The sequence below is a fragment of the Tabrizicola aquatica genome (genome assembly GCF_002900975.1).
Lineage (GTDB): Bacteria > Pseudomonadota > Alphaproteobacteria > Rhodobacterales > Rhodobacteraceae > Tabrizicola > Tabrizicola aquatica.
On the sequence record NZ_PJON01000003.1, the window covers coordinates 219,171 to 245,143 of the forward strand.

Annotated in this window: 27 protein-coding genes; 14 read left to right on the forward strand and 13 right to left on the reverse strand. The window is 66.5% G+C overall.

Translation table 11 applies throughout. The annotated features are described in order from the left end of the window. Nucleotides 1–105: 105 nt before the first annotated feature. The gene (locus CXR42_RS19910) at nt 106–2,103 is read left to right on the forward strand and encodes an AsmA family protein (RefSeq protein ID WP_180996053.1); all 1,998 of its coding nucleotides are present in this window, start codon (nt 106–108) and stop codon (nt 2,101–2,103) included. Nucleotides 2,104–2,106: 3 nt separating this feature from the next. On the opposite strand, the gene CXR42_RS12875 is transcribed toward CXR42_RS19910, so the two are convergent. Both CXR42_RS12875 and CXR42_RS12880 read right to left on the reverse strand, forming a co-directional pair. Next, the gene (locus tag CXR42_RS12875) at nt 2,107–2,724 is read right to left on the reverse strand and encodes a GcrA family cell cycle regulator (protein ID WP_103258275.1); all 618 of its coding nucleotides are present in this window, start codon (nt 2,722–2,724) and stop codon (nt 2,107–2,109) included. A 79-nt stretch (nt 2,725–2,803) separates the two neighbouring features. Further along, a complete protein-coding gene (locus tag CXR42_RS12880; RefSeq protein ID WP_103257965.1) occupies nt 2,804–3,820 on the reverse strand; it encodes a Hint domain-containing protein in 1,017 nt (338 codons plus the stop codon). Nucleotides 3,821–4,148: 328 nt separating this feature from the next. Between CXR42_RS12880 and CXR42_RS12885 the strand changes: the two genes are divergently transcribed. Together CXR42_RS12885 and argF are read left to right on the forward strand one after the other, a co-directional pair. After that, entirely contained in the window at nt 4,149–5,339 is a 1,191-nt protein-coding gene (locus tag CXR42_RS12885) for an aspartate aminotransferase family protein (protein WP_103257966.1), read from the forward strand. Between the two features lie 72 nt (nt 5,340–5,411). After that, nucleotides 5,412–6,338, forward strand: a complete 927-nt coding sequence (argF, locus tag CXR42_RS12890; protein ID WP_103257967.1) for an ornithine carbamoyltransferase — start codon at nt 5,412–5,414, stop codon at nt 6,336–6,338. Between the two features lie 48 nt (nt 6,339–6,386). Here the strand turns inward: argF and CXR42_RS12895 are convergent, their stop codons facing one another. Next, nucleotides 6,387–6,965, reverse strand: a complete 579-nt coding sequence (locus tag CXR42_RS12895) for a hemerythrin domain-containing protein (RefSeq protein WP_103258276.1) — start codon at nt 6,963–6,965, stop codon at nt 6,387–6,389. Nucleotides 6,966–7,060: 95 nt separating this feature from the next. On the opposite strand from CXR42_RS12895, the gene CXR42_RS12900 reads away from it, so the two are divergent. From CXR42_RS12900 to CXR42_RS12915, 4 genes are all read left to right on the forward strand, one after another. Further along, a complete protein-coding gene (locus CXR42_RS12900) occupies nt 7,061–7,423 on the forward strand; it encodes an ArsR/SmtB family transcription factor (protein WP_103257968.1) in 363 nt (120 codons plus the stop codon). Further along, complete coding sequence (locus tag CXR42_RS12905) at nt 7,416–7,847, forward strand: SRPBCC family protein (RefSeq protein ID WP_103257969.1); 432 nt, start codon at nt 7,416–7,418, stop codon at nt 7,845–7,847. Before CXR42_RS12900 ends, CXR42_RS12905 begins: the two co-directional genes overlap by 8 nt. A 131-nt stretch (nt 7,848–7,978) precedes the next feature. Beyond that, a complete protein-coding gene (locus CXR42_RS12910; protein ID WP_103257970.1) occupies nt 7,979–8,473 on the forward strand; it encodes a DUF1993 domain-containing protein in 495 nt (164 codons plus the stop codon). Then, nucleotides 8,473–9,015, forward strand: coding sequence for an isochorismatase family protein (locus CXR42_RS12915; RefSeq protein ID WP_180996054.1), 543 nt, complete (start codon nt 8,473–8,475; stop codon nt 9,013–9,015). The genes CXR42_RS12910 and CXR42_RS12915 overlap by 1 nt, the downstream gene beginning before the upstream one ends. Before the next feature lie 98 nt (nt 9,016–9,113). On the opposite strand, the gene CXR42_RS12920 is transcribed toward CXR42_RS12915, so the two are convergent. Next, nucleotides 9,114–10,307 carry an MFS transporter gene (locus CXR42_RS12920; protein WP_219727952.1) on the reverse strand — a complete coding sequence of 398 codons (1,194 nt, stop codon included), beginning with the start codon at nt 10,305–10,307 and terminating at the stop codon, nt 9,114–9,116. A gap of 150 nt (nt 10,308–10,457) precedes the next feature. Continuing rightward, the gene (gene hrpB / locus CXR42_RS12925; protein ID WP_103257972.1) at nt 10,458–12,914 is read right to left on the reverse strand and encodes an ATP-dependent helicase HrpB; all 2,457 of its coding nucleotides are present in this window, start codon (nt 12,912–12,914) and stop codon (nt 10,458–10,460) included. A gap of 242 nt (nt 12,915–13,156) precedes the next feature. Here hrpB and meaB point away from each other — a divergent pair, with 242 nt between their 5' ends. Both meaB and rpmB read left to right on the forward strand, forming a co-directional pair. Further along, nucleotides 13,157–14,131 (forward strand): methylmalonyl Co-A mutase-associated GTPase MeaB, encoded by a 975-nt coding sequence (meaB, locus tag CXR42_RS12930; protein WP_103257973.1) that lies wholly within the window; start codon nt 13,157–13,159, stop codon nt 14,129–14,131. Between the two features lie 127 nt (nt 14,132–14,258). Continuing rightward, the gene (gene rpmB / locus CXR42_RS12935; RefSeq protein WP_103257974.1) at nt 14,259–14,546 is read left to right on the forward strand and encodes a 50S ribosomal protein L28; all 288 of its coding nucleotides are present in this window, start codon (nt 14,259–14,261) and stop codon (nt 14,544–14,546) included. Nucleotides 14,547–14,730: 184 nt separating this feature from the next. Here the strand turns inward: rpmB and CXR42_RS12940 are convergent, their stop codons facing one another. Continuing rightward, the gene (locus CXR42_RS12940; RefSeq protein ID WP_103257975.1) at nt 14,731–15,039 is read right to left on the reverse strand and encodes a hypothetical protein; all 309 of its coding nucleotides are present in this window, start codon (nt 15,037–15,039) and stop codon (nt 14,731–14,733) included. Nucleotides 15,040–15,222: 183 nt separating this feature from the next. After that, a complete protein-coding gene (gene arr / locus CXR42_RS12945) occupies nt 15,223–15,630 on the reverse strand; it encodes an NAD(+)--rifampin ADP-ribosyltransferase (protein WP_103257976.1) in 408 nt (135 codons plus the stop codon). 156 nt (nt 15,631–15,786) lie between these two features. On the opposite strand from arr, the gene lepA reads away from it, so the two are divergent. Further along, nucleotides 15,787–17,586, forward strand: a complete 1,800-nt coding sequence (gene lepA / locus CXR42_RS12950) for a translation elongation factor 4 (protein ID WP_103257977.1) — start codon at nt 15,787–15,789, stop codon at nt 17,584–17,586. Nucleotides 17,587–17,610: 24 nt separating this feature from the next. Here lepA and CXR42_RS12955 read toward each other — a convergent pair whose 3' ends face one another. The 3 genes from CXR42_RS12955 to CXR42_RS12960 all read right to left on the reverse strand — a co-directional run bounded on the left by CXR42_RS12955 (nt 17,611) and on the right by CXR42_RS12960 (nt 18,659). Then, entirely contained in the window at nt 17,611–18,252 is a 642-nt protein-coding gene (locus tag CXR42_RS12955; protein WP_103257978.1) for an HNH endonuclease signature motif containing protein, read from the reverse strand. Nucleotides 18,253–18,362: 110 nt separating this feature from the next. Beyond that, nucleotides 18,363–18,503, reverse strand: coding sequence for a hypothetical protein (locus tag CXR42_RS19575; protein WP_180996055.1), 141 nt, complete (start codon nt 18,501–18,503; stop codon nt 18,363–18,365). Between the two features lie 21 nt (nt 18,504–18,524). Then, nucleotides 18,525–18,659 (reverse strand): entericidin A/B family lipoprotein, encoded by a 135-nt coding sequence (locus CXR42_RS12960; RefSeq protein ID WP_103257979.1) that lies wholly within the window; start codon nt 18,657–18,659, stop codon nt 18,525–18,527. Nucleotides 18,660–18,831: 172 nt separating this feature from the next. On the opposite strand from CXR42_RS12960, the gene CXR42_RS12965 reads away from it, so the two are divergent. The 4 genes from CXR42_RS12965 to dtd are packed head-to-tail and all read left to right on the forward strand — an operon-like array spanning nt 18,832 to nt 21,546. After that, nucleotides 18,832–19,125, forward strand: a complete 294-nt coding sequence (locus tag CXR42_RS12965) for a hypothetical protein (protein WP_103257980.1) — start codon at nt 18,832–18,834, stop codon at nt 19,123–19,125. A gap of 49 nt (nt 19,126–19,174) precedes the next feature. After that, nucleotides 19,175–20,140, forward strand: a complete 966-nt coding sequence (locus CXR42_RS12970; RefSeq protein WP_103257981.1) for a phosphoribosylaminoimidazolesuccinocarboxamide synthase — start codon at nt 19,175–19,177, stop codon at nt 20,138–20,140. Between the two features lie 42 nt (nt 20,141–20,182). Next, nucleotides 20,183–21,106, forward strand: a complete 924-nt coding sequence (locus tag CXR42_RS12975) for a carbohydrate kinase family protein (protein WP_103257982.1) — start codon at nt 20,183–20,185, stop codon at nt 21,104–21,106. Next, entirely contained in the window at nt 21,103–21,546 is a 444-nt protein-coding gene (gene dtd / locus CXR42_RS12980; RefSeq protein ID WP_103257983.1) for a D-aminoacyl-tRNA deacylase, read from the forward strand. The genes CXR42_RS12975 and dtd overlap by 4 nt, the downstream gene beginning before the upstream one ends. Here dtd and CXR42_RS12985 read toward each other — a convergent pair. The 3 genes from CXR42_RS12985 to CXR42_RS12995 form a co-directional block, all read right to left on the reverse strand. Then, on the reverse strand, nt 21,543–22,061 hold the full coding sequence (locus CXR42_RS12985; RefSeq protein ID WP_146038070.1) for a DUF1176 domain-containing protein: 519 nt from the start codon (nt 22,059–22,061) through the stop codon (nt 21,543–21,545). The two genes, dtd and CXR42_RS12985, sit on opposite strands and share 4 nt — an antisense overlap. Nucleotides 22,062–22,171: 110 nt before the next feature. Then, complete coding sequence (locus CXR42_RS12990) at nt 22,172–24,064, reverse strand: acyl-CoA synthetase (protein WP_103257985.1); 1,893 nt, start codon at nt 24,062–24,064, stop codon at nt 22,172–22,174. Between the two features lie 109 nt (nt 24,065–24,173). Next, the gene (locus CXR42_RS12995; RefSeq protein WP_180996056.1) at nt 24,174–25,955 is read right to left on the reverse strand and encodes an ABC transporter transmembrane domain-containing protein; all 1,782 of its coding nucleotides are present in this window, start codon (nt 25,953–25,955) and stop codon (nt 24,174–24,176) included. Nucleotides 25,956–25,973: the final 18 nt, after the last annotated feature.

Below are 25,973 nucleotides of genomic sequence, written 5' to 3' on the forward strand. Positions count from 1 at the left end.
AGCCCGCGCTCTCGGCCATTTGATGCCGGGTGGGGCCCCCTGACTTGGCAATCTGTCGCAGCGGGGCGTAAGCTGGCCAAAACCAAGAAAATCCAGGAGGCGAGCATGCGCTGGATCATCCGTGTCGGGCTGGGGTTGGCGGTTCTGGTGCTGATGGCGCTGGGCCTGACCGCCATGGTCCCGTCCGAGCGTGTCGCGGCCGCCGTCTCGGCCCAGTTCGAGGCGCTGACCGGGCGCAAGCTGAACCTTGCGGGCGAGATCAAGCCGCGTCTCTGGCCGGCTTTGGGCGTGACGACAGGGCCGGTCAGCATCGCGAATGCCGACTGGGCCGAGAGTGACGCGCCGCTGCTGATGGCCGAAAGCCTGTCTATCGACGTCAATTTCGGCGCCCTTCTGGGTGGCGAGGTGCGGATCACCGGGCTGACCATCGACCAGCCGCAGCTGAACCTGGAGCGCAGCCCAGAGGGTGAGGCGAACTGGGTCTTTCAGTCCGCAGGCGAAGGGTCGGTCCCCGCCGCCGCCCCCGCCTTTACCCTGGACGAGGGGCGGATCACCGGCGGCAGCATCCGCTTCACCGACCGCCAGTCCGGCCGGGTCATCGCGCTGGACGGTGTGGACGGGACGCTGGAGATCCCGGATGTGTCGGGGCCGTTCACCCTGTCGGCGCAGGGCCTGTCCGGCGGGCAACAGATGGCGGTGGAACTGACGGGCGGGGTGTTCTCGGCATTTGCCCTTGGCCGCGTGGTGCCGCTATCGGTCAGCCTGACCGCAGGCGGTGCGCGCGTCGGGTTCGAGGGGCGCGGCGGTGTATCCCCGCTGGTGGCGGAGGGCGATCTGCAGGCCAACCTCGCGGACCTGCCGGCGCTGGGCGGGCTTCTGGGCATGGCGCTGGCGCAGCCGGGTCCGGGGCTGGGGCAGGAGAAGCTGACGCTGTCGGGCAAGCTGGTGCTGGACGGCAGTGGCGCGGCCTTCCTGCGCGGGGCCGAGATCGTGGCGGATGCCAACCGGCTGACCGGCGATCTTGACCTGCGCCCCGGCGAGGCGCGGCCCAAGCTTTCCGCCGAACTGGTGGCCGGCCCCATCGCCATCGGCACCGGACCCGAGGGCGGGATGGGTGGGGGTGAGGCCGGTGGGATGCAGGCTGCCGGTTGGCCCGAGGGCGAGATTGATGTCAGCGCCCTGGCCGCGCTGGATGCCGCGATCACCTTGACCGCGCCGTCCATTGACCTGGGCGTGTTGAAGGCGGGCGAGACGCGGACGGTGATCACCGTGGACCGCGCGCGGGCGGTGTTCGACATCCGCCAGCTGCAAGCCTACGGCGGGCAGGTGACCGGCGAATTCGTCGTCAATGGGCGCGGCGGGCTGTCGGTCGGCGGCAAGCTGGCCTTTGCCGGGATGGAGATGCAGCCCCTGCTGACCGATCTTGCCGGCTATGGCCGGCTGGTCGCGACCGGCGATCTGGACCTGCGCTTCCTGGGCGTCGGTAACTCTATCGCCGAGATCATGGCCAGCCTGGAGGGCGAGGGCGCGCTGGAACTTGGCCAGGGCGAGTTGCGGGGGCTGGATATCGGCGGGATGCTGCGGACGCTGGACGCAAGCTATGTCGGTGAGGGGCAAAAGACGATCTTCGATGGGCTGGCCGGGACCTTCACCATTGCCGCAGGCGTGCTGACAAACCGCGATCTGAAGCTGGTGGCGCCCTACCTGACCGCTTCGGGTGCGGGCGAAATCGGGCTTGGCGCGCGGACGCTGGATTACCGCATCCGCCCCACGGCACTGGCCGCCGAGCACGGGACCGGAGGGGTCATGGTGCCGCTGCTGATCACCGGCCCCTGGGCGGAACCCCGCTTCCGGCTGGACCTTGAAAGCATCGCCCGCGAGAAGATGGAAGCCGAGGCGAAAGCCGCCGAGGAACGCGTGAAGGCCGCCGCCAAAGCCGCCGAAGAGGCCGCGAAGGCGGAACTGGAGCAACGGCTGCGCGACGAACTGGGCGTCGAAGTCGCGCCCGAGGAAGACCTGGGCGACGCCGCAGTCCGCGGCGCCACCGAAGCGTTGGAAGAACAGGCCCGCGAGGCGCTGGAAGAGATCCTGCGCGGCGAATAGGCCCTAGCGGCGGCGGTCGCGCCGCGCGCTCATCGGCTGGAAGGCCACGCCGACATGCGCCTCGCAATAGGGTTTGCCGGGCAGGCTGGGCAGGCCGCAGAACCAGAAGTCATCGGTCGCCGGGTCGCCGATCGGCCATTTGCAGGTCCGCTCGGTCAACTCCATCAACGTCAGCTTGCGCGCGCGTTTCTCAACCTCGCGGACCGAAGCCAGCGCCTCGGGGCTGATCTCGTTCAGGCTGGGCTGCGGCGGCAGGGGCTGGCCCGCCGGCACGATGGCCTTGCGCAGCGGCAGGGGCGTCACGTTCGTCGCGGGGGCCGCAGCGGCCGGAGCCGCGGCAGGCGCAGCGCGTGGCGGTTCGGCCCGCGGGGCGGCGGCCGGTTCGGCGCGCGCCGCAGGCTCGGGTCGCGGGGCGGCGGCGGGGCTGGCCGGGGCCGCCTCGGGGGCGGCCTCCTCCTCTTCGTCCTTGCCGCCGACGCGGTTCGACAGCCCCAGACGGTGGACCTTGCCGATCACGGCGTTACGGGTGACGCCGCCAAGTTCCTTGGCGATCTGGCTGGCAGACTGGCCTTCGCCCCACATGCGCTTGAGCGTCTCGACGCGCTCGTCCGTCCAGGACATCTTGCTCTCCGGTTCCAATTTCGAGGGCATTGTATCCGCGCCGGGGCAGGGGCCGCAAGGGCGGCGGCGCGCAAGGCGCTTATGCTTCGGGCGGCAGGCCCTTCGCCTCGGCTGCGCGGACCACCGGATAGGCGGCCCGATGCCGACCCTGGGCAAGGCCGGGCAGCTGGGCCTCGATCTCGTTCAGCAGGACCGCGTCGGCCGCAATCTCGCCCGGATGCAGGCTTTCGGCCAGCGCACCTTCGGCTAGGATCACCTCGTGCCGGTCGAAGAGCAGCTGGTGGCAGATCAGCCCCCCGGGGGGCAGGACCTGCCGGATCGTCCCGCCGTTCACCATCGCCCGGGCCGGGATCAGAACGTGATCCTCGCCGAAATAGACCTGGGCGCGCCAGTCGCTCAACAGCAGCCGGTGCTGCGGAGCGACCAGAAGCGGGCGCAGGTTGCCCACGGCCCCCGTCTCGAACAGCACGGGCTGGTGGCCCGGGTTCGCCGCCAGCGCCGCTTGCGGGATCACCCGGACTCCGACCCAGCGCAGGGGTTGCGAGCCGTTGTCCAGCGTCGTCACCAGATCGCCGGGAACAAGCGCGGCCACCTGCCTTGGCCCGCCCGGGGTGTCGATCCGGCAATCCCGGTCAAACCCGGCCGGGATATCCGTGGGCCGAACCGGCGGCGTGGCGACCGAGGCAAGATAAACGGGCAGATCCCCCTGGCCCGCCGGGTTGCTGCCGGTGACGCGGTAGACGCCACCTGCCACCAAGGGTTCCGGGCTGGCGATTCCGACGGGCATCCCAGCATTGCCAATACCCAGGACCAGGGCCGTCAGCTCTGGCCTGGCGTCCGCCGCGTCCTGCCGATGCAGGATCAGCCGCCCCGCGACTTGCACGACCTGCCCGCGCCAGACCACGGGGTTTGCGTCAGCCGCGGTCACCACTGGCGCAATCCCGCCTCGGTCCTCGGCGGTCACAGCGATTCCGGGGCCGGCGGCAATGACCAGGCTGCGACCCACTTCGGGAATGTCCGGGTCGGCACCAGATGAACGGCTGTGCGCATCCCCCAGAGAGGTGAACTGGTAAAGGGTGAACTGGTAGGTCGCCATCCGTCGCCGCTATCCGTCCCCGGCGACCTCGACCCCGCCGCCCCATCAGATACCGGCAGCAATTGCATAAAAGTTTCAGGCTTTCGACCCGAAAACGCGCAAGCGGCGGTGCAGCGCATTTCCGGCTTTACGTCGCGGCGATCCGCCGCTATGCCCGATGCATGGCCACCCGGACCGGACATATCGCGCTTTCGCGCCGACGCCGTAGCGTCTGATCCCCCGGCCCGCGCGGTTCCGGTTCGTTTATACCCGGCCGCACCCACCCTCCTTTCGTTGACTCAGGCCACGCCCTCGGGCACCCATTGGCCATAGCTGCAAGGACAGACCCATGATCCCCGCCGTTCTGCCGACCTACAACCGCGCCCCCCTTGCCTTCGTGAAGGGCGAGGGCAGTTGGCTTTGGACCGAGGACGGCCGCCGATACCTGGACCTCGGCTCGGGCATCGCGGTGAACGCGCTGGGCCACGCCCATCCCGCGCTGGTGCAGGCGCTGACCGAACAGGCGGGCAAGCTTTGGCATGTCTCGAACGTCTACACGATCCCCGAACAAGAGCGTCTGGCGAAGCTCCTGACCGACACCACCTTCGCCGACACGGTATTTTTCACCAACTCGGGGACCGAGACCGCCGAACTGGCGATCAAGATGGCGCGCAAGTTCCACTACGACGCGGGCCAGCCCGACCGCACCGAGATCGTCGCCTTCGAGGGCGCCTTCCACGGCCGCTCCACCGGTGCCATCGCGGCGGCGGGGTCGGAAAAGATGGTCAAGGGCTTCGGCCCGCTGATGCCCGGCTTCAAGAACCTGAAATGGCCTGCGAACGACGCCGATCACGCCGCGATCCGCGCCGCGATCACCGACCAGACCTGCGCCGTGATCATCGAGCCGATCCAGGGCGAGGGCGGTATCCGCGTCGTCCCGGACCAGTGCCTCAAGGGCCTGCGCGACCTTTGCGACCAGACCGGCACGCTCCTCATCTTCGACGAGGTGCAATGCGGCATGGGCCGCACCGGCCGGCTTTTCGCGCATGAATGGGCCGGCGTCACCCCCGACATCATGATGGTCGCCAAGGGCATCGGTGGCGGCTTCCCGCTGGGCGCGGTCCTTGCCACCGAACGCGCGGCCTCGGGCATGACCGCGGGCACCCACGGCTCCACCTACGGCGGCAACCCGCTCGGCTGCGCCGTGGGCGCGAAGGTCGTCGAACTCATCTCCGACCCCGCCTTCCTGGCCGAGGTCGCCCGCAAGGGTGCCCTGATGCGGCAAGGGCTGGAGTCCCTTGTCGCCCGCCACCCGCAGGTGTTCGAGGGCGTGCGGGGCGAGGGCCTGATGCTGGGCCTGAAATGCAAGCCCGCCCCGACCGAAGTGGTCAAGGCCGGCTACGAGGCCGGCGTCCTGACTGTCGCCGCCGCCGACAACGTCCTGCGACTTCTTCCCGCACTCAACATCCCCGACGCCGACATTGCCGAGGCGCTAACCCGCCTCGACCAGGCCGCCACCCACCTCGAACAAGCTGCCTGATTTCATACTGGTCCAAATATCCTGGGGGTCCGGGGGCAAGGCCCCCGGCTACCAGCCAAAAAGCGAAGCGAAATGAAGCACTTCCTCGACATACACAAGACCGACCCCGCGCAGCTTCGGACCATGATCGACTCTGCGCAAGCGATGAAGACCGCCCGCAACGGCCGTCCCAAGGGCTCGCCCGACGACCATCAGCCGCTCAAGGGCCATATGGTCGCGCTGATCTTCGAAAAGCCCTCGACCCGCACCCGTGTCAGCTTTGACGTCGGCGTGCGCCAGATGGGCGGCGAGACGATGGTGCTGTCCGGTAAGGAAATGCAGTTGGGCCACGGCGAGACCATCGCCGACACCGCCCGGGTCCTGTCGCGCTATGTCGACCTCATCATGATCCGCACCTTCGAGGAAGCCACGCTGCTGGAGATGGCCGAACACGCCACTGTCCCCGTGATCAACGGCCTCACGAACCGCACCCATCCCTGCCAGATCATGGCTGACGTGATGACCTACGAGGAACACCGCGGCCCCATCGCGGGCAAGAAGGTGGTGTGGTGCGGGGATGGCAACAACGTGGCCGCCAGCTTCCTGCATGCCGCCGGGCAGTTCGGCTTTGACTTCACCTTCACCGGGCCGGAGACGCTGGACCCCGAGGACAAGTTTGTCGCCTTCGCCCGCGAGAAGGGGTCGAAGATCACCATCCAGCGTGACCCGTTCACCGCGGTCGAGGGCGCCGATCTGGTGGTTACCGACACCTGGGTTTCGATGCACGACCCGGAATCCGCGAAAGAGCGCCGCCATAACCAGCTGCGCCCCTATCAGGTGAACGAGCAGCTGATGTCCCGCGCCAAGCCGGATGCGCTGTTCATGCATTGCCTGCCTGCGCATCGCAACGACGAGGCGACCAGCGCGGTGATGGACGGCCCCCATTCGGTGATCTTCGACGAAGCCGAAAACCGCCTGCACGCGCAAAAGGCGATCATGCGCTGGTGCCTCGGCGTCTGAACTTGACTACGGCCCCCTTCCTTTGCAGGGGGGCCACCGCCAAGCCGTTCAGCCCAACCGATGCTTCAAGACCACCGGCAGCACCAGGTCCTCCTCATCCGCCAGGTGCCGGGCCAGAAGGTGGTCGAACCCCGCCAGATCGGCCAGGAACCGTCCCGTCGCCTCACGCTGGGGCGCATCCCGCGTGGCGGCCAGCACCGCATTGGCCCCGGTGACAAAGCGGTCGATCAGCCCGTGCAGCGCGTGGTGGTCAGCGTCCAGCATCTCGAACCCGCGTGCAATCTGCGGCTCCAGCCGGGCGAGTTCGGGAAAATAGACGTCGTCCTCGATCTGGTGATGGCCCATCAGGTCGCCCAGAAGGCGCGATCCCAGCCGTGACAGCCGCGCTGCATAGGTCTCGGCCGACAGCGCGCCGTCGATCCGCGCCCTTGCTTCGGTTCCCAGCGCGTCCAGCATCCGGCGGAAAGCCAGGTGCCGATCCAGCCAGAAGGCTGCCAAGCCATTGAAATCGGGGTGGGCGGCCCACTCTGCCCGGGGAAGGTCCGCCAGGATCAGGCAAAATTCGTCGGGCAGGGCGGCGCGGTGTTCCAGCAAAAGCGCGGGGTCGCGGGCGGGGGGCGTGCTCATCCCCGCATCCTGCCAGCCGCTTGTGGCAAGGGCAACCAGCGCATCATTCACCAAAACGGTTGAGCGAATCGGCTGTGCTGTGGTAATTCATCCACATGGTTGAACGAATAGACGCAAACCCGGCACCCGAGACAGACCCGCTGTCCCTGACGCTCAAGGCCGCCGGCGACCCGACCCGCCGGGCAATCCTGACGCATCTTGCCCAGGAAGGCCCCGCCCGCGTCACCGACATCGCCGCGCGCTTCGACATCAGCCTGAACGCCGTGTCGAAGCACATCATGGTGCTTGAAAAGGCCGGCCTGGTCACGCGCCGGACCAAATGGCGCGAGCATCTGATCGAGGCGAACCTTGCGCCCCTGACCCTGGCCTTCCGCTGGTTCCAGGACCTGCGGTCGGTCTGGGACCTTCGGCTGGATGCCCTTGAAGCCCATCTTGCAAAGGAAACGACCGATGACTGACCTGACCCTCTCCGTGACCCGCATCCTGAAGGCCAGCCCCAAGGCGGTCTACGACGCCTGGCTTGACCCGGACACCATCGCCCGGTTCATGGCCGGGGGCGCGGGCCAAACCGTGACCGAGGCGCGGACCGACCCCCGTGTCGGCGGCGCGTTCCGCATCGTCATGACCTCGGACAAGGCCATCCCGCACCAGGGCATCTACTTGGACCTTGTCCCCCACAGACTGATCCGCTTCACCTGGGAAAGCCTCTATTCCCCCGCTGACAGCGAGGTGACGATCCGCCTTGCACCAGTCGCCGAAGGGACAGAGGTCACCCTTACCCAGGTGCGCTTCCTGTCCGAAAGCGCGCGGGATGGACACCGGCAGGGCTGGGACCTGATCCTGCAGCGTCTGGCGGGCGTCATGGCGGAAGCTGCGGCCTGATCCGTCGCGGCCCTTGTCCCCGTGGGGCAACGGGCGTTTCGCGGGGGGTTGGTCAGAAAACCAATCGGCCAACCCCTTTCCGCCCTTCCCGCTGCGGTCTAGGCTGCCCCCATCTCAAAGGGAGGCCATCCATGCACCGCCGTTCCGTCGCCGTCTTCGACCGTTTCCTGTCGGCCCTTGCCACCATCCTGGACAAGGCCGAGGCGCATTGCGAGGCGAAGAAGATCAAGCCCGAGGTCATCCTTGCCGCCCGCCTTTTCCCCGACATGTTCCCCTTCATCCGCCAGGTCCAGCTTGCCTGCGACTTCGCCGCGCGGGGCACCGCCCGGTTGGCGGGGGTCGAGCCGAAGGGCTTTCCCGACACCGAGACCACCTTTGCCGAGCTGAAACAGCGCGTCGCTGCCGCGCGCGGCTACATGGGCGGTTTTCAGGCCGCCGACTTTGCCCATGCCGACAGCCGCGAGATCCATTTCAAGGCCGGTGGCCGCGACATGATGCTGAAGGGGGATGAGTTCCTCTCCTTCTATGCCCTGCCGCAGTTCTTCTTCCATGTCACCACCGCCTACGACATCCTGCGCGCCAACGGGGTAGAGCTTGGCAAGCGCGACTACATGGGTGCGCCCTGATGCGCGGGGTCCTGATCATCGACATGCAGGAAGGCATGGCCGACCGTATCCGCTCTGGCCGCCCCACGGCGACCCCAGACGCGCCCGCCCGCATCGCCGCCCTTCTGGCGGCGGCGCGCGCGACGGGCACCCCGGTGATCCATGTGCTGCACGACGATCCGCACCCCGACTCGCCTTTCCGCAAGGGCGAGCCAGGCGCCGAACCCATGTCCTGCGCTGTCCCGCAGGCGGGCGAGACTGTCCTTTGGAAACACGGCTCCTCGGCCTTTCACGGCACCGGGCTTGACGGGCATCTCAAGGCGCATGGGATCACGCAGTTGGTCGTAGCGGGGGCTGTCGCCGCCTTTTGCGTGACATCAACGGTGCGCCAGGCCTCGGACCTTGGCTATTCTGTGCTGTTGCCGCAGGACGCGCTTCTGGGCTTCGACCTGCCAGCCTATGACGGCGGACAGCTTGATGCGGCCACCGTTTTCCGCGTCACCCTCTCGCTTCTGGGGGCCGATTTCGCGACGCTGACCACGGTCGACGCGCTGGCGGCGTAAGGCATGCGTCACGGCGCGGCCGGCGACCCGCGAGGCTTGCACGACGTGCTTGACGAGCCGCCGCAGGGCCGGACCGCGAAAGCCCAGGCGCGCCGCGCTCAAGCGGCCTGTGGTAGCGGGGTCAGCACCTTCCCCGCATCCGCATCCGCCGCCCGCGCCGCCAGCAGCGCCACAACCACCAACAGAAGCGACAGCCCCAGATAGGTGGGCCGGAACCCCACATGCTCGGCCAGGAAACCGATCGAGGATGGCGCGACCAGGATGCCGCAATAACCGACCATGGTGACAATCGAAATCGCGCTGGCCGGGGGCAGCGACGGGTGGTTCCCCGCAGCCGAGAACAGGACCGGCACCATGTTCGCCACGCCCAGCCCCGCCAGCGCGAAGCTAGCAATCGCGATCCAGTCCGTCGGCGCCAGCGCACCCCCCATAAGTCCCGCCGCCCCGATCAGGCCCGAGATCCGCAGCGTCCGCACTGCGCCAAAGCGGTTGCGCACCGAGTCGCCCAGAAAACGCATTACCGCCATGGTCCCGGCAAAGAAGGCAAAGCCCAGGCCCGAGACAAAGACATCCGACCCCATCTCCTTTTGCAGATAGATTGCCGCCCAATCCAGCACCGCGCCCTCGGGCACCATCGAAAACAGCGCCAGAAAGCCCAGCAGCCAGACATGCAGCTCTTTCGGGAAAAGCTTGGTTCTGGGCACAGCCACCTCGACCGCAGCGGTCTTTGGCGCATCGGGCAGCAGGAACGGCATCGCGCCCAGGACCAGCACCGCCACGACGCCCGCAGTGACCAGCGACTGCTCCTCGGACCCCCATTTCGCGATGATCCAGGCCCCGGTGGACCCGCCGAAAAAGCCGCCCAGGCTCCAGAACCCGTGGGAGGAGGACATGATCGCCTTGTGCAGCCGCCGCTCGACCTCGACCGCCTGCGCGTTCATCGCCACGTCCATGCAGCCCGCCATCGCGCCAAAAACCGCCATGAACAGCGCCAGCACCCATAGGTTCGGCGAAAAGACCACCATCGGCAGCACCGGGATCAGCGCCAACGAGAACCACAGCAGCACCTTGCGCCCGCCGTAAAGCGAGATCAGCCGCCCGGCGAACAGCATGGCCGAGACCGCCCCCAGCCCCAGGACAAGGATCAGCAGCCCCAGCACGGACTCGGTCACGTTGTGCCGTGGCATGAGCAGCGGGATCTGCGGCGCCCAGGCCCCCATGACGAAGCCGTTGGCCATGAACATGGCCGCAATCGCCCATCGTGCGCGCCGCGCCTGCGCTTCCATCTGCATCGTCTGCCCCTGATATGTTAGCGCCTGTCATAGGCCTGTCGCCGGGCGGGCGAAAGGGGCGGCCGATCAATCCATGTTGCAGCGCTAAAAGGATGCGCGGGCCAAGATCCTTCGAAGGACTGCAAAGGATTTCGAAAGCTTTTGCGCCCCTCACGTCCCGCGCGGTTTCGCCTTCAGCGTCGGCTCGGCCTCGGTCGGGTCCTCGGGCCAGGGGTGGCGCGGATAGGCCCCGCGCATGTCCTTGCGGACATCGGCGTAAGAGGTTGCCCAGAACCGCGGCAGATCGGTCGTCACCTGTACCGGCGCGCGTGCGGGCGACAGCAGCGTGATCCGCAGCGGCATCCGCGCCTGACCCACCACCGGATGCACGGTGACCCCGAACATCTCCTGCAGCCGGACCTCGATTGCCGGCGCCTCGCCGTCATAGTCGATGGGGATCTTCCGCCCCAGCGGGGTTTCAAAGCTGCCCGGCACCAGCCGGTCCATTTCGGCCAGCCGGTCCCAGCCTAGCAGGCCCTGCAAGGCCGGCACCAGATCGAAGGACCGGATATCCGCCTCGGTCCTGACCCCGGACAGATGCGGCAACAGCCAGTCCTCTGCGGTGGCAAGAAGGTCTTGATCCTCCACCGCCGGCCAGCCCTCGCCCCGCGCCAGCCGCGCCCGCGCCCGCAGCCGCCGCGCCGCCGGGGACCAGGGCAGGCCCAGAAGCCGCACCCCCTCCAGCGCCGCCTTTGCTACCGCTTCCGGTGGGGCGTCCCAATGGCGGTCGTCCAGCACCAGCGCCCCCAACCGCTCTTGCCGGCGCGCCAGAACCTTGCCATCGCGCTTCGACCAGTCGCAGACCTCGACCCACCGGATGCGGCCCGCGTAAAGCCCGCGAACCTCGGCCTCGCTGATCGCCACCGTTTGCCGCACGGTGGCTTCGCGGGTGTCGCCGTCCAGGTCCGTCGCCACGATCAGCCGCGCGCCCGACAGGGAAAGCCCCGCCGCCATCGCCGCCCCCTTTCCCCCGGACAGGACCCAGCGTGGCGCCTCGCCCTTCCGCCGCAGCCCGATCCGGTCCGGGTAGGCCAGCGCCGCCATCTCGGCCAGGGTGAAGCCGCCGGCGCCTTTCTCCCCCATCCCTCCTTGTCCAGAAGGTGGCGCCGCCGCCTCGACCAACCCCCGCGCTGCCGCTTCCAGCCGCTTCGCCTCGGCCCGGATGCGCTCGACGACCCCGCGATCCGCCTGCGGTCCCGGCCGCTGGATCGCCTGCATCCGCAAGGCCAGGTCCGGCCCCGCCCCGCGCAAGGGGTCGCGCTCGGCCAAGAGCGCCGCAAGCGTCGCCGCCTGCGGCCCCGCCACCGCCAGCATGTGCCCCAGCCGGGGATGCAACGGCAGGCCCGCCAGCGCCCGGCCATGCGCCGTGATGTGCCCCTGATCGTCCAGCGCGCCCAAGCCCTGCAGCAAAGCCCGCGCCTCGGCCATGGGTCCTGGCGGCGGCCGCGTCAGGAAGGGCAACTCGGCCCCGCCCCATAACGCGAGTTCCAGCGCAAGTCCGGCCAGGTCGGCCACCTCGATCTCGGCGGGCGGGTAGGGGGCCAGCCCGCCCTCTTCGCCCTTGGTCCACAGCCGGTAGCAGACCCCTTCCGCGACCCGCCCCGCGCGGCCCCGGCGCTGCTCGGCCTCGGCCTTCGTCGCCCGCTCGGTCACCAGCCGCGACATGCCCGAGTTCGGATCGAACCGCGCCCGCCGTGCGCGGCCTGCGTCCACCACCACGCGGATGTCCGGCAACGTCAGCGATGTCTCGGCGATCGAGGTTGCCAGCACCACCTTCCGCCCCGGAACCGGGGCCAGGGCCGCCCGCTGTGCCGCAAAGTCCATCGCGCCGAACAGGGGCCGCACCACCACGCCCGGCAGGCCCTGCAACAGCCCCTCCACCCGGCGGATCTCGCCCTCGCCCGGCAGGAAAACCAGCATCCCGCCTTCTGTCTCGTCCAAGGCCGCCTTCACCGCCCCGGCCACCATCGCGTCCAGCCGAAAGGACGCATCTGGTGACCGTGGCAGCCACCGCGTCTCCACCGGGAACGCCCGCCCGGCAGAGGTCACCACCGGCGCCCCGCCCATCAGCTCTGCCACCGGCGCGGCATCCAGGGTCGCGGACATGACCAAGAGTTTCAGGTCCTCCCTCAGCACCCCCCGCACCTCCAGACACAGGGCAAGGCCAAGGTCCGCATTCAGCGACCGCTCGTGGAATTCGTCGAAGATCACCAGCCCGATGCCCGTAAGCTCCGGGTCCGACTGGATCATCCGGGTCAGGATGCCTTCGGTCACCACCTCGATCTTTGTGGCCGATGTAACCTTCGCCTCCCCCCGGATGCGGTACCCGACCGTCTTGCCCACGGGTTCGCCCAAGGTCTCCGCCATCCGCTCGGCCGAGGCGCGGGCGGCCAGCCGGCGCGGCTCAAGCATCAGGATGCGCCCCGCCACGATCCCCCGTGCCAGCAGGTCCAGCGGCACCAGCGTCGTCTTGCCCGCCCCTGGGGGCGCCTGCAGCACCGCCACCCCGCGCAAGGCAAGCGCCTCGGCAAGCTCGGGCAGGACATGAGAAACGGGCAGCTCGATCATGCCCCGCTTATCGCCTGCGCCCCTGCACATGACCAGACCCAAGCCCTTTCACATTTGCCCAAATATCCCCGCCGGAGGCAAACGCGAGCCGTCCTGCGCGCCCCTTCGCGCGCGGGACGGCGAGAAAAAGAGTCTTCGCGCGGCACGCGCTCCTTATGGAAACCGCCCGAACCCGCAGGACCGCAGTCTCCTCTCGCCAAGCCGCCAGCCTTACGGCAAAAGAGGGGTAAACGAGGGGGACAATGGACACCACCGAACGCGCCCGACTGATCCGTGCCGGCGACCGCCGGGCGTTGGCCCGTGCGATAACGCTGGTCGAAAGCGCCCGTCCCGACCATCGGGATCAGGCGCTGGCGCTGCTTGCCGCCCTGCGCCCCGGCCCGCAGGCGCTGCGCATCGGCCTCTCCGGCACGCCCGGTGTGGGCAAGTCCACCTTCATCGAGGCTTTCGGCCTGATGCTGACCGGACAGGGCCTCAAGGTCGCCGTTCTGGCGGTCGACCCGTCCTCGGCCCGCTCCGGCGGATCGATCCTGGGCGACAAGACCCGGATGGAGCAGCTTTCGCGCGACCCAAACGCGTTCATCCGCCCCTCGCCCAGCCAGACCCAGCTTGGCGGCGTCGCCCGCCGCACGCGAGAGGCGGTGGCCCTGTGCGAAGCAGCGGGCTTTGACATCGTCCTGATCGAAACCGTCGGCGTTGGCCAATCCGAAACCGTGGTGGCGGAACTTTCCGACCTTTTCCTCCTCCTCCTCGCCCCCGCAGGGGGTGACGAACTTCAGGGCGTGAAACGCGGGATCATGGAGATGGCCGACCTGATTCTGGTCAACAAGGCTGACGGCGACCTGAAGCCCGCCGCGATGCGCACCGTCGCGGATTATTCTGGCGCGCTGCACCTCTTGCGCCGGCGTCCCCAGGACCCCAAGGGCTTTCCAAAGGCTATGCCGGTCTCGGCGCTGGCGTCGGAAGGTCTGGCCACGGCATGGGAGGAAGTGCAGACCCTGACTGCCTGGCGCAAGGCGAATGGCCACTGGGACCGCACCCGCGCCGACCAGGCCCGGCACTGGTTCGAGGAAGAGGTCCGCCAGGGCCTGCTGTCCGCCCTGACCCGCGAACCGCAAAAGGGCCTGATGGCGGGCCTTGGCGACCGGGTGGCGCGCGGAGAGCTTGCACCCGAGGCCGCTGCGGCCGAGATGCTGCGCCTTCTGGGTCGCGCCTGACCCAAGCTGCAGGCCGCCGCTTCCTGCTTGACCTCCCCCGGCTTTCCCCTTACACGCCCCCAATCGAATTCGAGGGCCGGGGATTCCCTGCCTTCCCCCGCTTTTGACGAATCGAAGGAACACCGCCATGTCGCGCGTCTGCGAACTCACCGGCAAGGGCCCGATGACGGGGAACACCGTCTCCCACGCCAACAACAAGTCCCGCCGTCGGTTCCTCCCGAACCTGAACGAAGTGACCCTGATCTCTGACGTTCTGGGCCAGTCGTTCAAGCTGCGCGTCACCGCTGCGGCGCTGCGCTCGGTCGACCACCGTGGGGGGCTTGATGCCTATCTGGCCAAGGCCAAGGACGAGGAACTCTCGACCGCCGCCCAGAAGATCAAGAAGGACATCGCCAAGGCACAAGCCTCGGCCTGATCCGATTGGAACTGCTGAAAAGGTCCCGCCTTCGGTGTGAAGGCGGGACCTTTTCGCTTGTTCCGGCCTGAAGGCGCGCTGCATTCAAGGCAGGCGCAGATCGACAGGGATTCCTGGCAGCCCGAAGGATGTGCCGCGACTTCCGCAAGGAAATCGCGTCCGTCTGCTCAGCAAGGCGCGGGTGTCAGCCGGCGCAATAGGATTCGGCGGCCTGGCCGAACTGCTTGTACCGATCCCAGAAGGCATCGTCGGACGAGGATTGCGAGATCCACGTCGCATGCGCCCGTTCCGGGTCCTTGAAGAACTTCGCCGCGCGGCGCTGGTCGCCCCCCGACAGCGTCATGTCGGCCGCCTGCTGGATGCAACCGCACAGCGCCCGGTTGCCGCCCCGGTCCGAGGCCATGCAGGCCCGCTCGATCGGGCCGGCCGCCGCCAGCGTGGACATCAGCGGAAGAAGGGCCGCCGCAGCGACCGCAAGCACGATGGATTTCATTCGTTCTGCCTCAATTGCCGGGCACGGTCGGGGAAGCCCCGATCCGACGCCGATCATTCTGTAGGCGGGATTATGCCAAGTCCAAGCGAATTTTTCAAGGCTTGTCAGTGGGTTGCCGCCATCGGCGAGATTCCGCAACTGCTGGAGCCCCCGGCGCCGGCCGCTACAACATCCTGTGGCCGATCAGTCGATCGGCTCGATTCCCTCGGCCCGCGTGCGTGCGGCAAAGGCCCGCAGGTCGGCCAGACGCCCAGCCTCGGTCGGCGTCCACCCCGTCACCTCGCCCAGCACGCGCAACGCGCCACGCGTGCGGTAGGACCGCGTCGGATTGCCGGGGAACTTCTTGTCGGTGACGTTCGGATCATCCTCGACCTCCGCCTCCGGTTCCACCACATAGACCCGCGCCCCGGCGCCGTCCGCCGCCAGTTCTGCCGCCAGCACCGCGATCTCCAGTCGGGCGGTCATGTAGACCCATCCCGCGGGCCGCCCGGCGCCATAGTTCGCCGCATGTCCCGGCACGATCCGGTCGCCCGTCCGCAGCGCCACCTTGGTCCCGTGGAAGTAATGTGCCGTCCCTTCGATCATCGCCATTCTCCATTCCGCCAGGGCCCCCAAGCCTGCCGTAAACCGGGCATTCCGCCCAGACTTGAACGAATCTCCTTTGCCCCCACATCAGTGCAAAGCCCCCCGGTATTCCCCGCTTTATAAGCCCTTCCCGGCCCCTTCGCCGTCGGGTATACGCGCGCCATGACCGAGCTTTCCCATATCCGCAACTTCTCCATCGTGGCGCACATCGACCACGGCAAATCCACCCTCGCCGACCGGCTCATCCAGATGACCGGCACGGTGGCTGCGCGCGACATGAAGGCGCAGATGCTGGACAGCATGGATATCGAGCGGGAACGCGGCATCACGATCAAGGCCAACACGGTGCGGATCGAGTATCCGGCCAAGGATGGCCAGACCTATATCCTGAACCTGATCGATACCCCCGGTCACGTCGACTTTGCCTATGAGGTCTCCCGCTCCATGCGCGCCGTTGAAGGCTCGCTTCTGGTGGTGGACGCGTCGCAGGGCGTCGAGGCGCAGACGCTCGCCAACGTCTATCAGGCGCTGGATGCCGGGCACGAGATTGTCCCGGTCCTGAACAAGATCGACCTTCCCGCTGCCGAACCCGACCGCGTCAAGCAGAACATCGAGGACGTGATCGGCCTCGACGCCTCTGACGCCATCGAAATCTCGGCCAAGACCGGACTTGGCATCCCCGACGTGCTGGAGGCCATCGTCACCCGCCTTCCCGCCCCCAAGGGCGACCGCAACGCGCCACTGAAGGCGATGCTGGTCGACAGCTGGTATGACGCCTACCTTGGCGTCGTCGTCATGGTGCGGATCATGGACGGCGTGATGAAGAAGGGCGACCGCGTCCGCATGATGCAGACCAACGCGGTCTACGGCATCGACAAGCTGGCCGTCCTGAAACCCCAGATGGTGGACATCCCCGAACTTGGGCCGGGCGAAATCGGCATCTTCACCGCCTCGATCAAGCAGGTCCGCGACACCAAGGTCGGCGACACCATCACCCACGAACGCCGGGGTTGCGACGAACCGCTGCCGGGCTTCAAACCCTCGGTCCCCGTGGTGTTCTGCGGCCTCTTCCCGGTCGACGCCAACGACTTTGAGGCGCTGCGCGACGCCATCGAGAAGCTGTCCCTGAACGACGCCTCGTTCTCCACCGAGATGGAAACCTCCGCCGCCCTCGGCTTCGGCTTCCGCTGCGGTTTCCTTGGCCTTTTGCACCTTGAGGTGATCCGTGACCGGCTTGAACGCGAATACGACCTCGACCTGATCACCACCGCGCCTTCGGTGGTCTTCAAGCTCTACATGAAGGACGGCGAGGTCATGGACCTCCACAACCCCGCCGACATGCCCGACCTGACCTACGTCGACCATATCGAGGAGCCGCGGATCAAGGCCACGATCATGGTCCCCGACGAATACCTGGGCGACATCCTGAAGCTCTGCCAGGACCGCCGCGGCATCCAGCTGAACCTGACCTACGCCGGCCAGCGCGCGATGGTCGAATACGACCTGCCCCTGGCCGAAGTGGTGTTCGACTTCTACGACCGCCTGAAATCGGTGACCAAGGGCTATGCCAGCTTTGACTACACGATCAGCGAATACCGCGAGGATCACCTGGTCAAGATGTCGATCCTGGTGAACGACGAACCCGTCGACGCCCTGTCGATGATGGTCCACCGCGACCGCGCCGAGGCTAGGGGCCGTTCGATGGTCGAGAAACTTAAAGACCTGATCCCCCGCCACATGTTCAAGATCCCGATCCAGGCGGCCATCGGCGGCCGCGTGATCGCGCGGGAGACCCTGTCCGCCATGCGCAAGGACGTGACGGCGAAGTGCTACGGCGGCGACGCGACGCGGAAGAAGAAGCTGCTGGAGAAGCAGAAGGCCGGCAAGAAGAAGATGCGCCAGTTCGGGAAGGTCGAGATCCCGCAGGAAGCGTTCATTGCCGCGCTGAAGATGGATGGGTGAGGTGTAAAGGCACTTGGTCTACCTCTAATTGGCTCCGTGTTTAGAGTGGAGGGACCCGGTGAGAATCTTTGTCATGGTTCTCATTGAGCAGGGATAAAGTTCCATTATGTCCTCAACTGTGCGCCCACTTTCCCTAAGTTGAAGCATGTGAGAAATCTGGTCGGTACTGAACTTTGACCGATTTCGCCCGTTCACGATTGAATCTGTAGTGTTTTCAGACTGGGTGCCATAAGCTAGGTTTTCTACTCTATTATCTGATGGGTCGTCGTTTAGATGCCTAATTAGCATTCCTTTGGGTTTTGGGCCGATGAAGGCTGCGGCTACTAGCTCGTGAACATATGGCTTCTTTTGCTGCCCATTTCCATTGCGTATGTCGACACGAAGGTAACCCTCTGGGCTTCGCCAAGGATTTAGGAGCTTTTTCCTGAAGAGGCCGAAAACTCTGCCCTTACTGTCGACAACGTACTTGGGGAAATCTGGAATGCAGTAAAATCCTAAGGGGGATCTTTGATTTGCTGCTTTCGGCGCAAATTCCCGCGCATCAATTAGCTCAATAGCATCTATAATATTCCGCCTGATGTCGGCTGAATTTGCCAAAGCAAGCGCTTCACTCAGCAGCGACCTTAACTGATTGCTTTCCTCTATAGGCGAATTGACGTTAACCATCCCTCATCCGCAAATGAGTTTTCATCGACTCTTAATTGTTGGCATATTGCTACCGAGGTCACAAGATAAAAAGCGTAGGGTGCGTGTTCACACGCACCACCGCAGCCACCTCAAAACAACCCATCCCCGCCGTCTTCCCGCTCTTCCGCCTCATCCACCGCCACGGCCGCGCCGGCGCCGATCAGAGGGCCGCAGGATGTGGCCAGCAGAAGTGCCAGCAGCGCGGTCAGGGTCTTGAAACCAGCGTTCATCGCCATTCTCCTGTCAAAGGGTCACAGCCCGGCCTGGGCTTCCTGAGATTCCTCGGTGATCGCTTCCCCCGTCATTTCCAGGTCGCGGCCCGCGCCTTCGATGGTTTCGCAGGCGGTGACGCCCAAAAGGGCAAGAAGGACGATCAGTCGGGTCATGGGTCGGCTCCATCAATGGTGTCCCGCCATTAACAGCCCCGCGCCCAGGATGTTCCCGCAGGTCTTCCCCTTCCTGCACCAGCGCAACGGGGCCTCTGACCCAGTGCCCTGCCGGCCGGAAGCACACAGGCCGCTTAACCCCCTGTTAACCAACCCCTGCCAGTCTGGCGCCATGAAAGCCCTTGTCCCCCTCCTGTTCCTTGCCGCCTGCGGTGCCTCTCCCGCGCCCGAGTTCTTTGGGGCCACCCGCACCGATGTTACCGTGAACAACCGGACTTACACGGTTTTCCAGAAAGGGGAGCGGGTGGAGGTCATCCGCCTTGGCTACGCCCGTCGCGGTGAGCATCAGGAAATCCGCGCCACGATGATCGAGCTGATTCCCCGTGTCACCGGCTGCAAGCTGCGGGAAACGACGTTGACCGGCGACAGCGGGGAAATGCGTGGCTCGCTTGACTGTCCGGCTTGACTTGAAGCCCTGAAACGCCAAGAAGCAGGCACCAAACCGGGGGCCTGCCATGCGCCAGATCGACCTTTCCCGCACCCTGCCGCACGCCCGCATAGCCGAGCTGCCGAACCCCTATTTCGGCAAGGTCCGCGACTGCTATGACCTGCCCGACGGCACGCGGCTTCTGATCTCCTCCGACCGGATTTCTGCGTTTGATCAGATCCTTGCGGTGATCCCCTGGAAGGGCCAGGTCCTGACCCAACTGGCGCGTTACTGGTTCGACCACACCGCCGATATCGCGGCGAACCACGTGATCGGCTACCCGGACCCCAACACCGTGCATTGCAAGCGCGTGACCATCCTTCCGGTCGAGATCGTCGTACGCGGCTATCTGGCCGGGACCACGTCGACCTCGATCCTGACGCAGTACTCCAAGGGCCTGCGCCAGATGTACGGCCACACCCTGCCCGACGGCCTGCGTCCGAACCAGGCCCTGCCGCAGGCGATCATCACGCCGACCTCCAAGGCGTTTGACGGCGGCCATGACGAACCGCTGACGGCAGAGGAGATTGTTGGCACCGGCCTGCTTACCGAAAAACAATGGGATGAGGTCAGCGAAAAGGCCCTGGCGCTGTTTGCACGGGGGCAGAAAATCGCAGCCGAACGCGGCCTGATCCTGGTCGATACCAAGTATGAATTCGGGATTGACGCCGCAGGCAACATACTTCTGGCCGATGAAATCCACACGCCGGACTCCAGCCGGTACTGGATCGCCGATGGTTACGAAGCGGCGTTCGCCTCCGGCGCGCGACCGCCGAGTTTTGACAAGGATGTCATCCGGTCCTGGGTGGTGGCGCGCTGCGATCCCTACAAGGACCCGGTCCCTGCTATCCCTTTGGAAATGATCGAAAAGACGGCGCAGGTCTATATCGATGCCTTCGAAAGGATCACCGGCCAGTCCTTCGTGCCGGACGCAAGCGGCGCCACGCCCCTGGACCGCATCCACGCCAATTTGACACCCTTCTTCACGGCCTAGGCTGTTTGCGCTAACAGTGGCGAAACCAAGGGGGAACCGACCATGATTCTCAGCTGTGGCGAAGCACTGATCGACATGCTGCCCAGGACCTCGACGCAAGGTGAGGCCTGCTTTGCCCCCTATGCCGGCGGGGCGGTGTTCAACACGGCGATCGCGCTGGGTCGGCTGGGTGCGCCTTCGGCGTTTTTCTCGGGCGTTTCAAATGACATGCTGGGGGAAATCCTGGCCGATACGCTGGCGGCGTCCAAGGTCGATACCCGGTTTCTGGCGCGCTCGGACCGTCCCACGACGGTGGCTTTCGTCAAGCTGGTGAATGGCCAGGCGACCTATGCTTTTTATGACGAGGCGACGGCCGGGCGGATGCTGTCGGTCGATCAGCTTCCCGCGCTGCCGGACGACATTTCCACCCTGTTCCTGGGCGGAATCAGCCTGGTGAACGACCCTGCTGCCAGCACGTATGAGGCGCTGCAGGCCCGTGAATGTGCGACCCGTGTCACCATGGTGGATCCGAACATCCGCCCCGGTTTCATCGCCGGAAAAGAGGCGGAGTACCGCGCCCGGATCGACCGGATGCTGGCCCGCGCCGATATCGTGAAGCTTTCGGACGAGGATCTGCACTGGCTGGAGGGTCAGGGCGACCTGACCGCTTTGGCGCGGGGTATCCTGGCCAGGGGGCCGAAGGTCGTCTTCATCACCGAAGGCGCCAACGGCGCGCGGGCGGTGACGGCAAGCCAGGATATCTTCGTGGCCGCCCAGAAGGTTACGGTCGTGGATACGGTCGGTGCCGGGGATACGTTCAACGCCGGCGTTCTGGCCGCGCTGCACCAGGCGGGCGCGCTGACCAAGGCCGGGGTCGCCGCCCTTGACGATGCCACGCTGACCGCCGCGCTGACCCTTGGCACCCGCGCGGCGGCGGTCACCGTCAGCCGCGCCGGGGCCAACCCGCCCTGGGCGAACGAGTTGTGAGGGCGGTTCTGCAGCGCGTCACCGAAGCGCGGGTCCATGTTGACGGCGCGTTGGTCGGAGAGACGGGCAAGGGGTTCCTGATCCTGGTCTGTGCCATGGGCGGGGATACCGAGGTTCAGGCCGAAAAGCTGGCGGCCAAGCTTGCCAAGCTGCGGGTCTTCAAGGACGATCAGGGGAAGATGAACCTTTCGGTCCGCGACATCGGCGGTAGCGCGCTGGTGGTCAGCCAGTTCACCCTGGCCGCCGATCTGCGCGGCAACCGGCCGGGCTTTTCCACCGCCGCCCCCCCGGCCGAAGGTGAGCGGTTGTACCAGCACTTCAGTCAAGCCCTTCAAAAGGAAGGGGTTCCGGTCGCGAATGGTCAGTTCGGCGCGGATATGGCGGTCAGTCTGGTGAATGACGGGCCGGTGACCATCTGGATGGACACCGACGCGCTTTAGTTGAACGGATTGCCCGGCGCAGAGATCACGTCGCCGCATTGCACCAGCGCATCGATCGACGCGCGCGAGCCGGCCAGCGAGTAATTCTGCACGTCGGCCCCGTCAGCCGCGCGGAGGTAAAGCCGATTGCCCTTGGCAACCTCAAGGATGAAGTTCACGCCTGCCTGGTCATCGGGCAGGTTGAACAGCACCGAATTCTGGTAAAGTTCAGCCCCCGTCAGGTTCCAGGGCGCGCGGCGGTCGATCTGCACTTCCAGGTCCGCCGTGTCACCTTCGCCGAACTGCCAGGCCGTCGAATAGAACTGCAACTGCACCGCGCCATCCGGGAAGGTCCAAAGCGAAAAGCTTTCCCCCGGTGCCGTCACCTGGGCCACGCAGCCGACCGAGCCGTCCTCCCAGCCCACGACCTCGACCTGCCAGTGCTTGTGCGAAAACAACACCTCGGACTGCTGAGCGCCAGCAGATCCCGCAAAACCCGCCAGCACTGCGGCGGCCACACCCATTCGAATGCCCATCTTCCACATCCCGAACCAATATCCCTGCGGTCGTTTTCGCCGCCACATGCGATTCAGGCAAATGAAACTTGCTGTCATTTTCATGGCAGCGTCGGGAAAGGTTGTGGGCCCTATGCGGCCCACTCCCACGGGTTGCTGAATTGTCCCAGGACCGCCTGCACGGCCGCATCCTCAACTGGAGCCGACTTGGACAGTTGCGCCACCAGCCCGCGCTTCTTGTCCTCGATCACGCCGGTCACGCGGGCAGGCAGGCCGGCCTCGGTCAGGGCGGCGTCGAAGGTGCGGGTGATGGCCAGCCGGCGAAGGTCGGGCTTGAACACCTTGCCCACGGCCGTCTTGGGCAGTTCCGGCAGGACTTCCAGATACTTCGGGACCGCCGCGCGTTCGTGGATATGCTGGGTCGCATAGGCCATCAGGTCATCGACGCTGGCGCTGGCACCCTTGACCAGTTCGACATAGGCGCAGGGCAACTCGCCGGCATGGGCGTCGGGTTGGCCGATGGCACCGACAAAGGCGACGGACTCATGGCCCATCAGTGCCTCTTCGATGATCGCCGGGTCGATGTTGTGGCCGCCGCGGATGATCAGGTCCTTGGCCCGCCCGGTGATGAACAGATAGCCATCCGCGTCGATCCGGCCCAGGTCGCCGGTGCGCAGGAAGCGGCCCTCGGCAAATAGCTCGCGGTTCTTGTCGGCCTCGGTGTAGGTCGATCCTTCGAACACCCCGGGGTTCGAGATGCAGATCTCGCCCACCTCGTCCACCGCGCATTCGCGGTAACCGATGGCTCCCTGGCTGGTCAGGATGCGAACGTGGCAATAGGGGAACGGCAGGCCGACCGAGCCGACCTTCTTCGCCCCGTCAGGCGGGTTGATCGACACCAGGCACGTCGCTTCGGTCAGGCCATAGCCTTCGACGATCTCGATCCCGGTTTCCTTCTTGAAGCGGTTGTAAAGCTCGATCGGCAGGGGCGAGGACCCCGAAAATGCGCTGCGCAGCGAGGAGATGTCGGCATTGACCGGGCGCTGCATCAGCGCGGCCAGCGCGGTCGGGACGGTGATCATGTAGGTCACCTTGTAGCGTTCGATCAGCTTCCAGAAGTTGTCGAACACCCCCTCGCCGCGATAGCCCTGCGGGGTGGGGAACACGACATGCGCCCCCGAGCCGATCATCGACATCAGGATCGGATAGCAGGCAAAGACGTGGAACAGCGGCAGCGGGCACATCACCACGTCGGTCGGCTTGAACAAGAGGTTCGCGCCCAGCCAGCCGTTGTAGACCATGCCCGAGACCTTGTGCTGCGCGACCTTGGGCATCCCGGTGGTGCCGCCGGTGTGGAAATAGGCGGCCACGCGATCATGGGTCACATCGGTAAAGGTCAGCTTGTCGGCGGGCATCCGGGCCATCTCGGCCCGGAAGTCCAGCACGTTGGCGGTGTGCTGAGCGGGGTTCTTCGGGCGGATCAGCGGGACGATCAGCTTCTTCAGCCCCGAGAGGTAGGGGACCAGGTCGACCTCCAGCACCGTCTTGACGTTCGGGGCATATTGCACCGCCTCGGACACCTTTTGGGCGAGATCGGTCTTGGGAAAGGCCTTCAGGGTGACGACGACCTTGGCATTCGTCTCGCGCAGGATGGCGCTGATCTTTTCCGGTTCCAGCAGCGGGTTGATCGGGTTCACGATCCCCGCCACCGCCCCGCCAAGCAGGGTGACCGCGGTTTCCATCGCATTGGGCAGGACGAAGGCGACCACGTCCTTTTCGCCCACGCCAAGGGACCGGAACAGGTTCGCGGCGCGCGTAACCTGCCCATGCAACCCGGTCCAGGTCAGGGTGACCTTTTTCGTGTCGGGCCCCGAAAGCAACTGATAGCTGATCGCCGGCCTGGAGCCGTGGGCAGCCTTGGCGCGGCTGAGGTAATCGTACATCGAGCGCGCCTGGCCACGATCGGCCCAGGGTTTCTCGGCCTCGATGGCTTTCAGGTCCGCGAGTGTCGCGAAGGTGGTCATGCGGTTCCTCCCCTATGGTGCCCGCTGTTGCCGCAGGCTTCGGGCCAAGATGGGGGCCGGGAACGCGTTTGTGAAGTCGGTTTGTCCGGACCGTGCCCGCTACGCTGCGTCAGACCGTGCCGTCGGTGAATTGCAGGCGGGCCAGCCGGGCGTAAAGGCCGCCTTCGGCCACCAACTCGTCGTGGGTGCCTTGCGCGACGATCTGCCCGTGGTCAAAGACGACGATGCGGTCGGCGCGTTTGACGGTGGCCAGGCGGTGTGCCACCACCAGGGTCGTGCGCCCTTCGGCCAGCTTCTCGACCGCCGCCTGGACCAACCGCTCGCTTTCGGCGTCCAGTGCGCTGGTGGCTTCGTCCAGAAGCAGGATCGGCGCGTCGCGCAGGATGGCGCGGGCGATGGCCACCCGCTGCTTCTGCCCGCCAGACAGCATCACGCCGCGTTCGCCCAGATAGCTGTCATAGCCCTGGGGCAGGGCGGTCAGGAAATCATGCGCCGCCGCCGCCTTTGCCGCCGCCTCGACCTCGGCGTCGGTGGCATCGGGGCGGCCGAAGCGGATGTTCTCGCGCGCCGAGGTCGCGAAGATCACCGGGTCCTGCGGCACCAGCGCGATATGCTGGCGGAAATCGGCCCGCGCCATGTCGGGCAGGGCAATGCCGTCCAGCACCACCTGGCCGGACTGCGGGTCATAGAACCGCATCAGCAGTTGCAGGATCGTGGTCTTGCCCGCGCCCGAGGGGCCGACCAGCGCCACAGTCTCTCCGGGCTTCACATGCAGGCTGACCCCGTTCAACGCGCTGGTCTCGGGCCGGGCGGGGTAGCGGAAGGTCACGTCCTGGAAGGCGATCTCGCCACGTACCGGGCGGGGCAGGGCTGCGGGGCGGGCGGGGTCCTGCACCGTATCGTCGGTGTTCAAAAGCTCGACCAGCCGTTCCGTCGCACCTGCCGCGCGCTGCAACTCGCCCCAGATTTCCGACAGGGCGCCCACGGCCCCCGCGACCATCACCGCATAGATCACGAACTGGATCAGTTCGCCCACGCTCATCATCCCGCCGCGCACGTCGCGCGCGCCGATCCAAAGGACGCCGACGATCCCCGCGAAGGTCAGGAAGATCACGATCACGGTCATCACCGCCCGCGTCTTGATCCGCGCCCGGGCCGAGTCGAAGCTTTTCTCGGTCACCCCGGCAAAGGCAGCGCGGGTCGGGCCCTCGTGGGTGAAGGCCTGCACCGTCTGGACCGAGGACAGCGCCTCGGAGGCCGAGCCCGAGGAACTGGCGATCCAGTCCTGGTTTTCGCGCGACAGCCGCCGCAGCCGGCGGCCCAGCACGATGATCGGCACCACGATGGCCGGGACCACCAGCAGCACCAGGCCGGTCAGCTTGGCCGAGGTCAGGAACAACAGGACCAGCCCGCCCACCAGCATCAGCACGTTGCGCAACGCGACCGAGACCGAGGAGCCAAGGACCGACAGGATCAGCGTGGTGTCGGTTGTGATCCGGCTAAGCACCTCGCCGGTCAGGATGCGCTCGAAAAAGGCCGGGGACATGCCCAGCACGCGGTCGAACAGCGCGCGGCGGATGTCGGCCACCACCCGCTCACCCAGTCGGGTGACCAGGTAATAGCGCAGCCCGGTCCCCAGCGAGAGCAGCGCCGCGATCACCAGCGCCGCGCCGAAATACTGGTCCAGAAGGGCCGCGTCGCTGTCGTTGAACCCGTCCACCACCCGGCGCACGGCCAGGGGCAGGATCAGGCTGATCCCAGCGGTCAGGATCAGCGCGACCACCGCCAGCGCCACCAGGCCCTTGTAGGGACGGACAAACGGGGCCAGCCCCCGCAGGGCGCCCACGCGTTTCGACTTGGGCCGATCCTCGACCACCGAGCTGTCCGACATCGGCCCGCCTCATCCAGT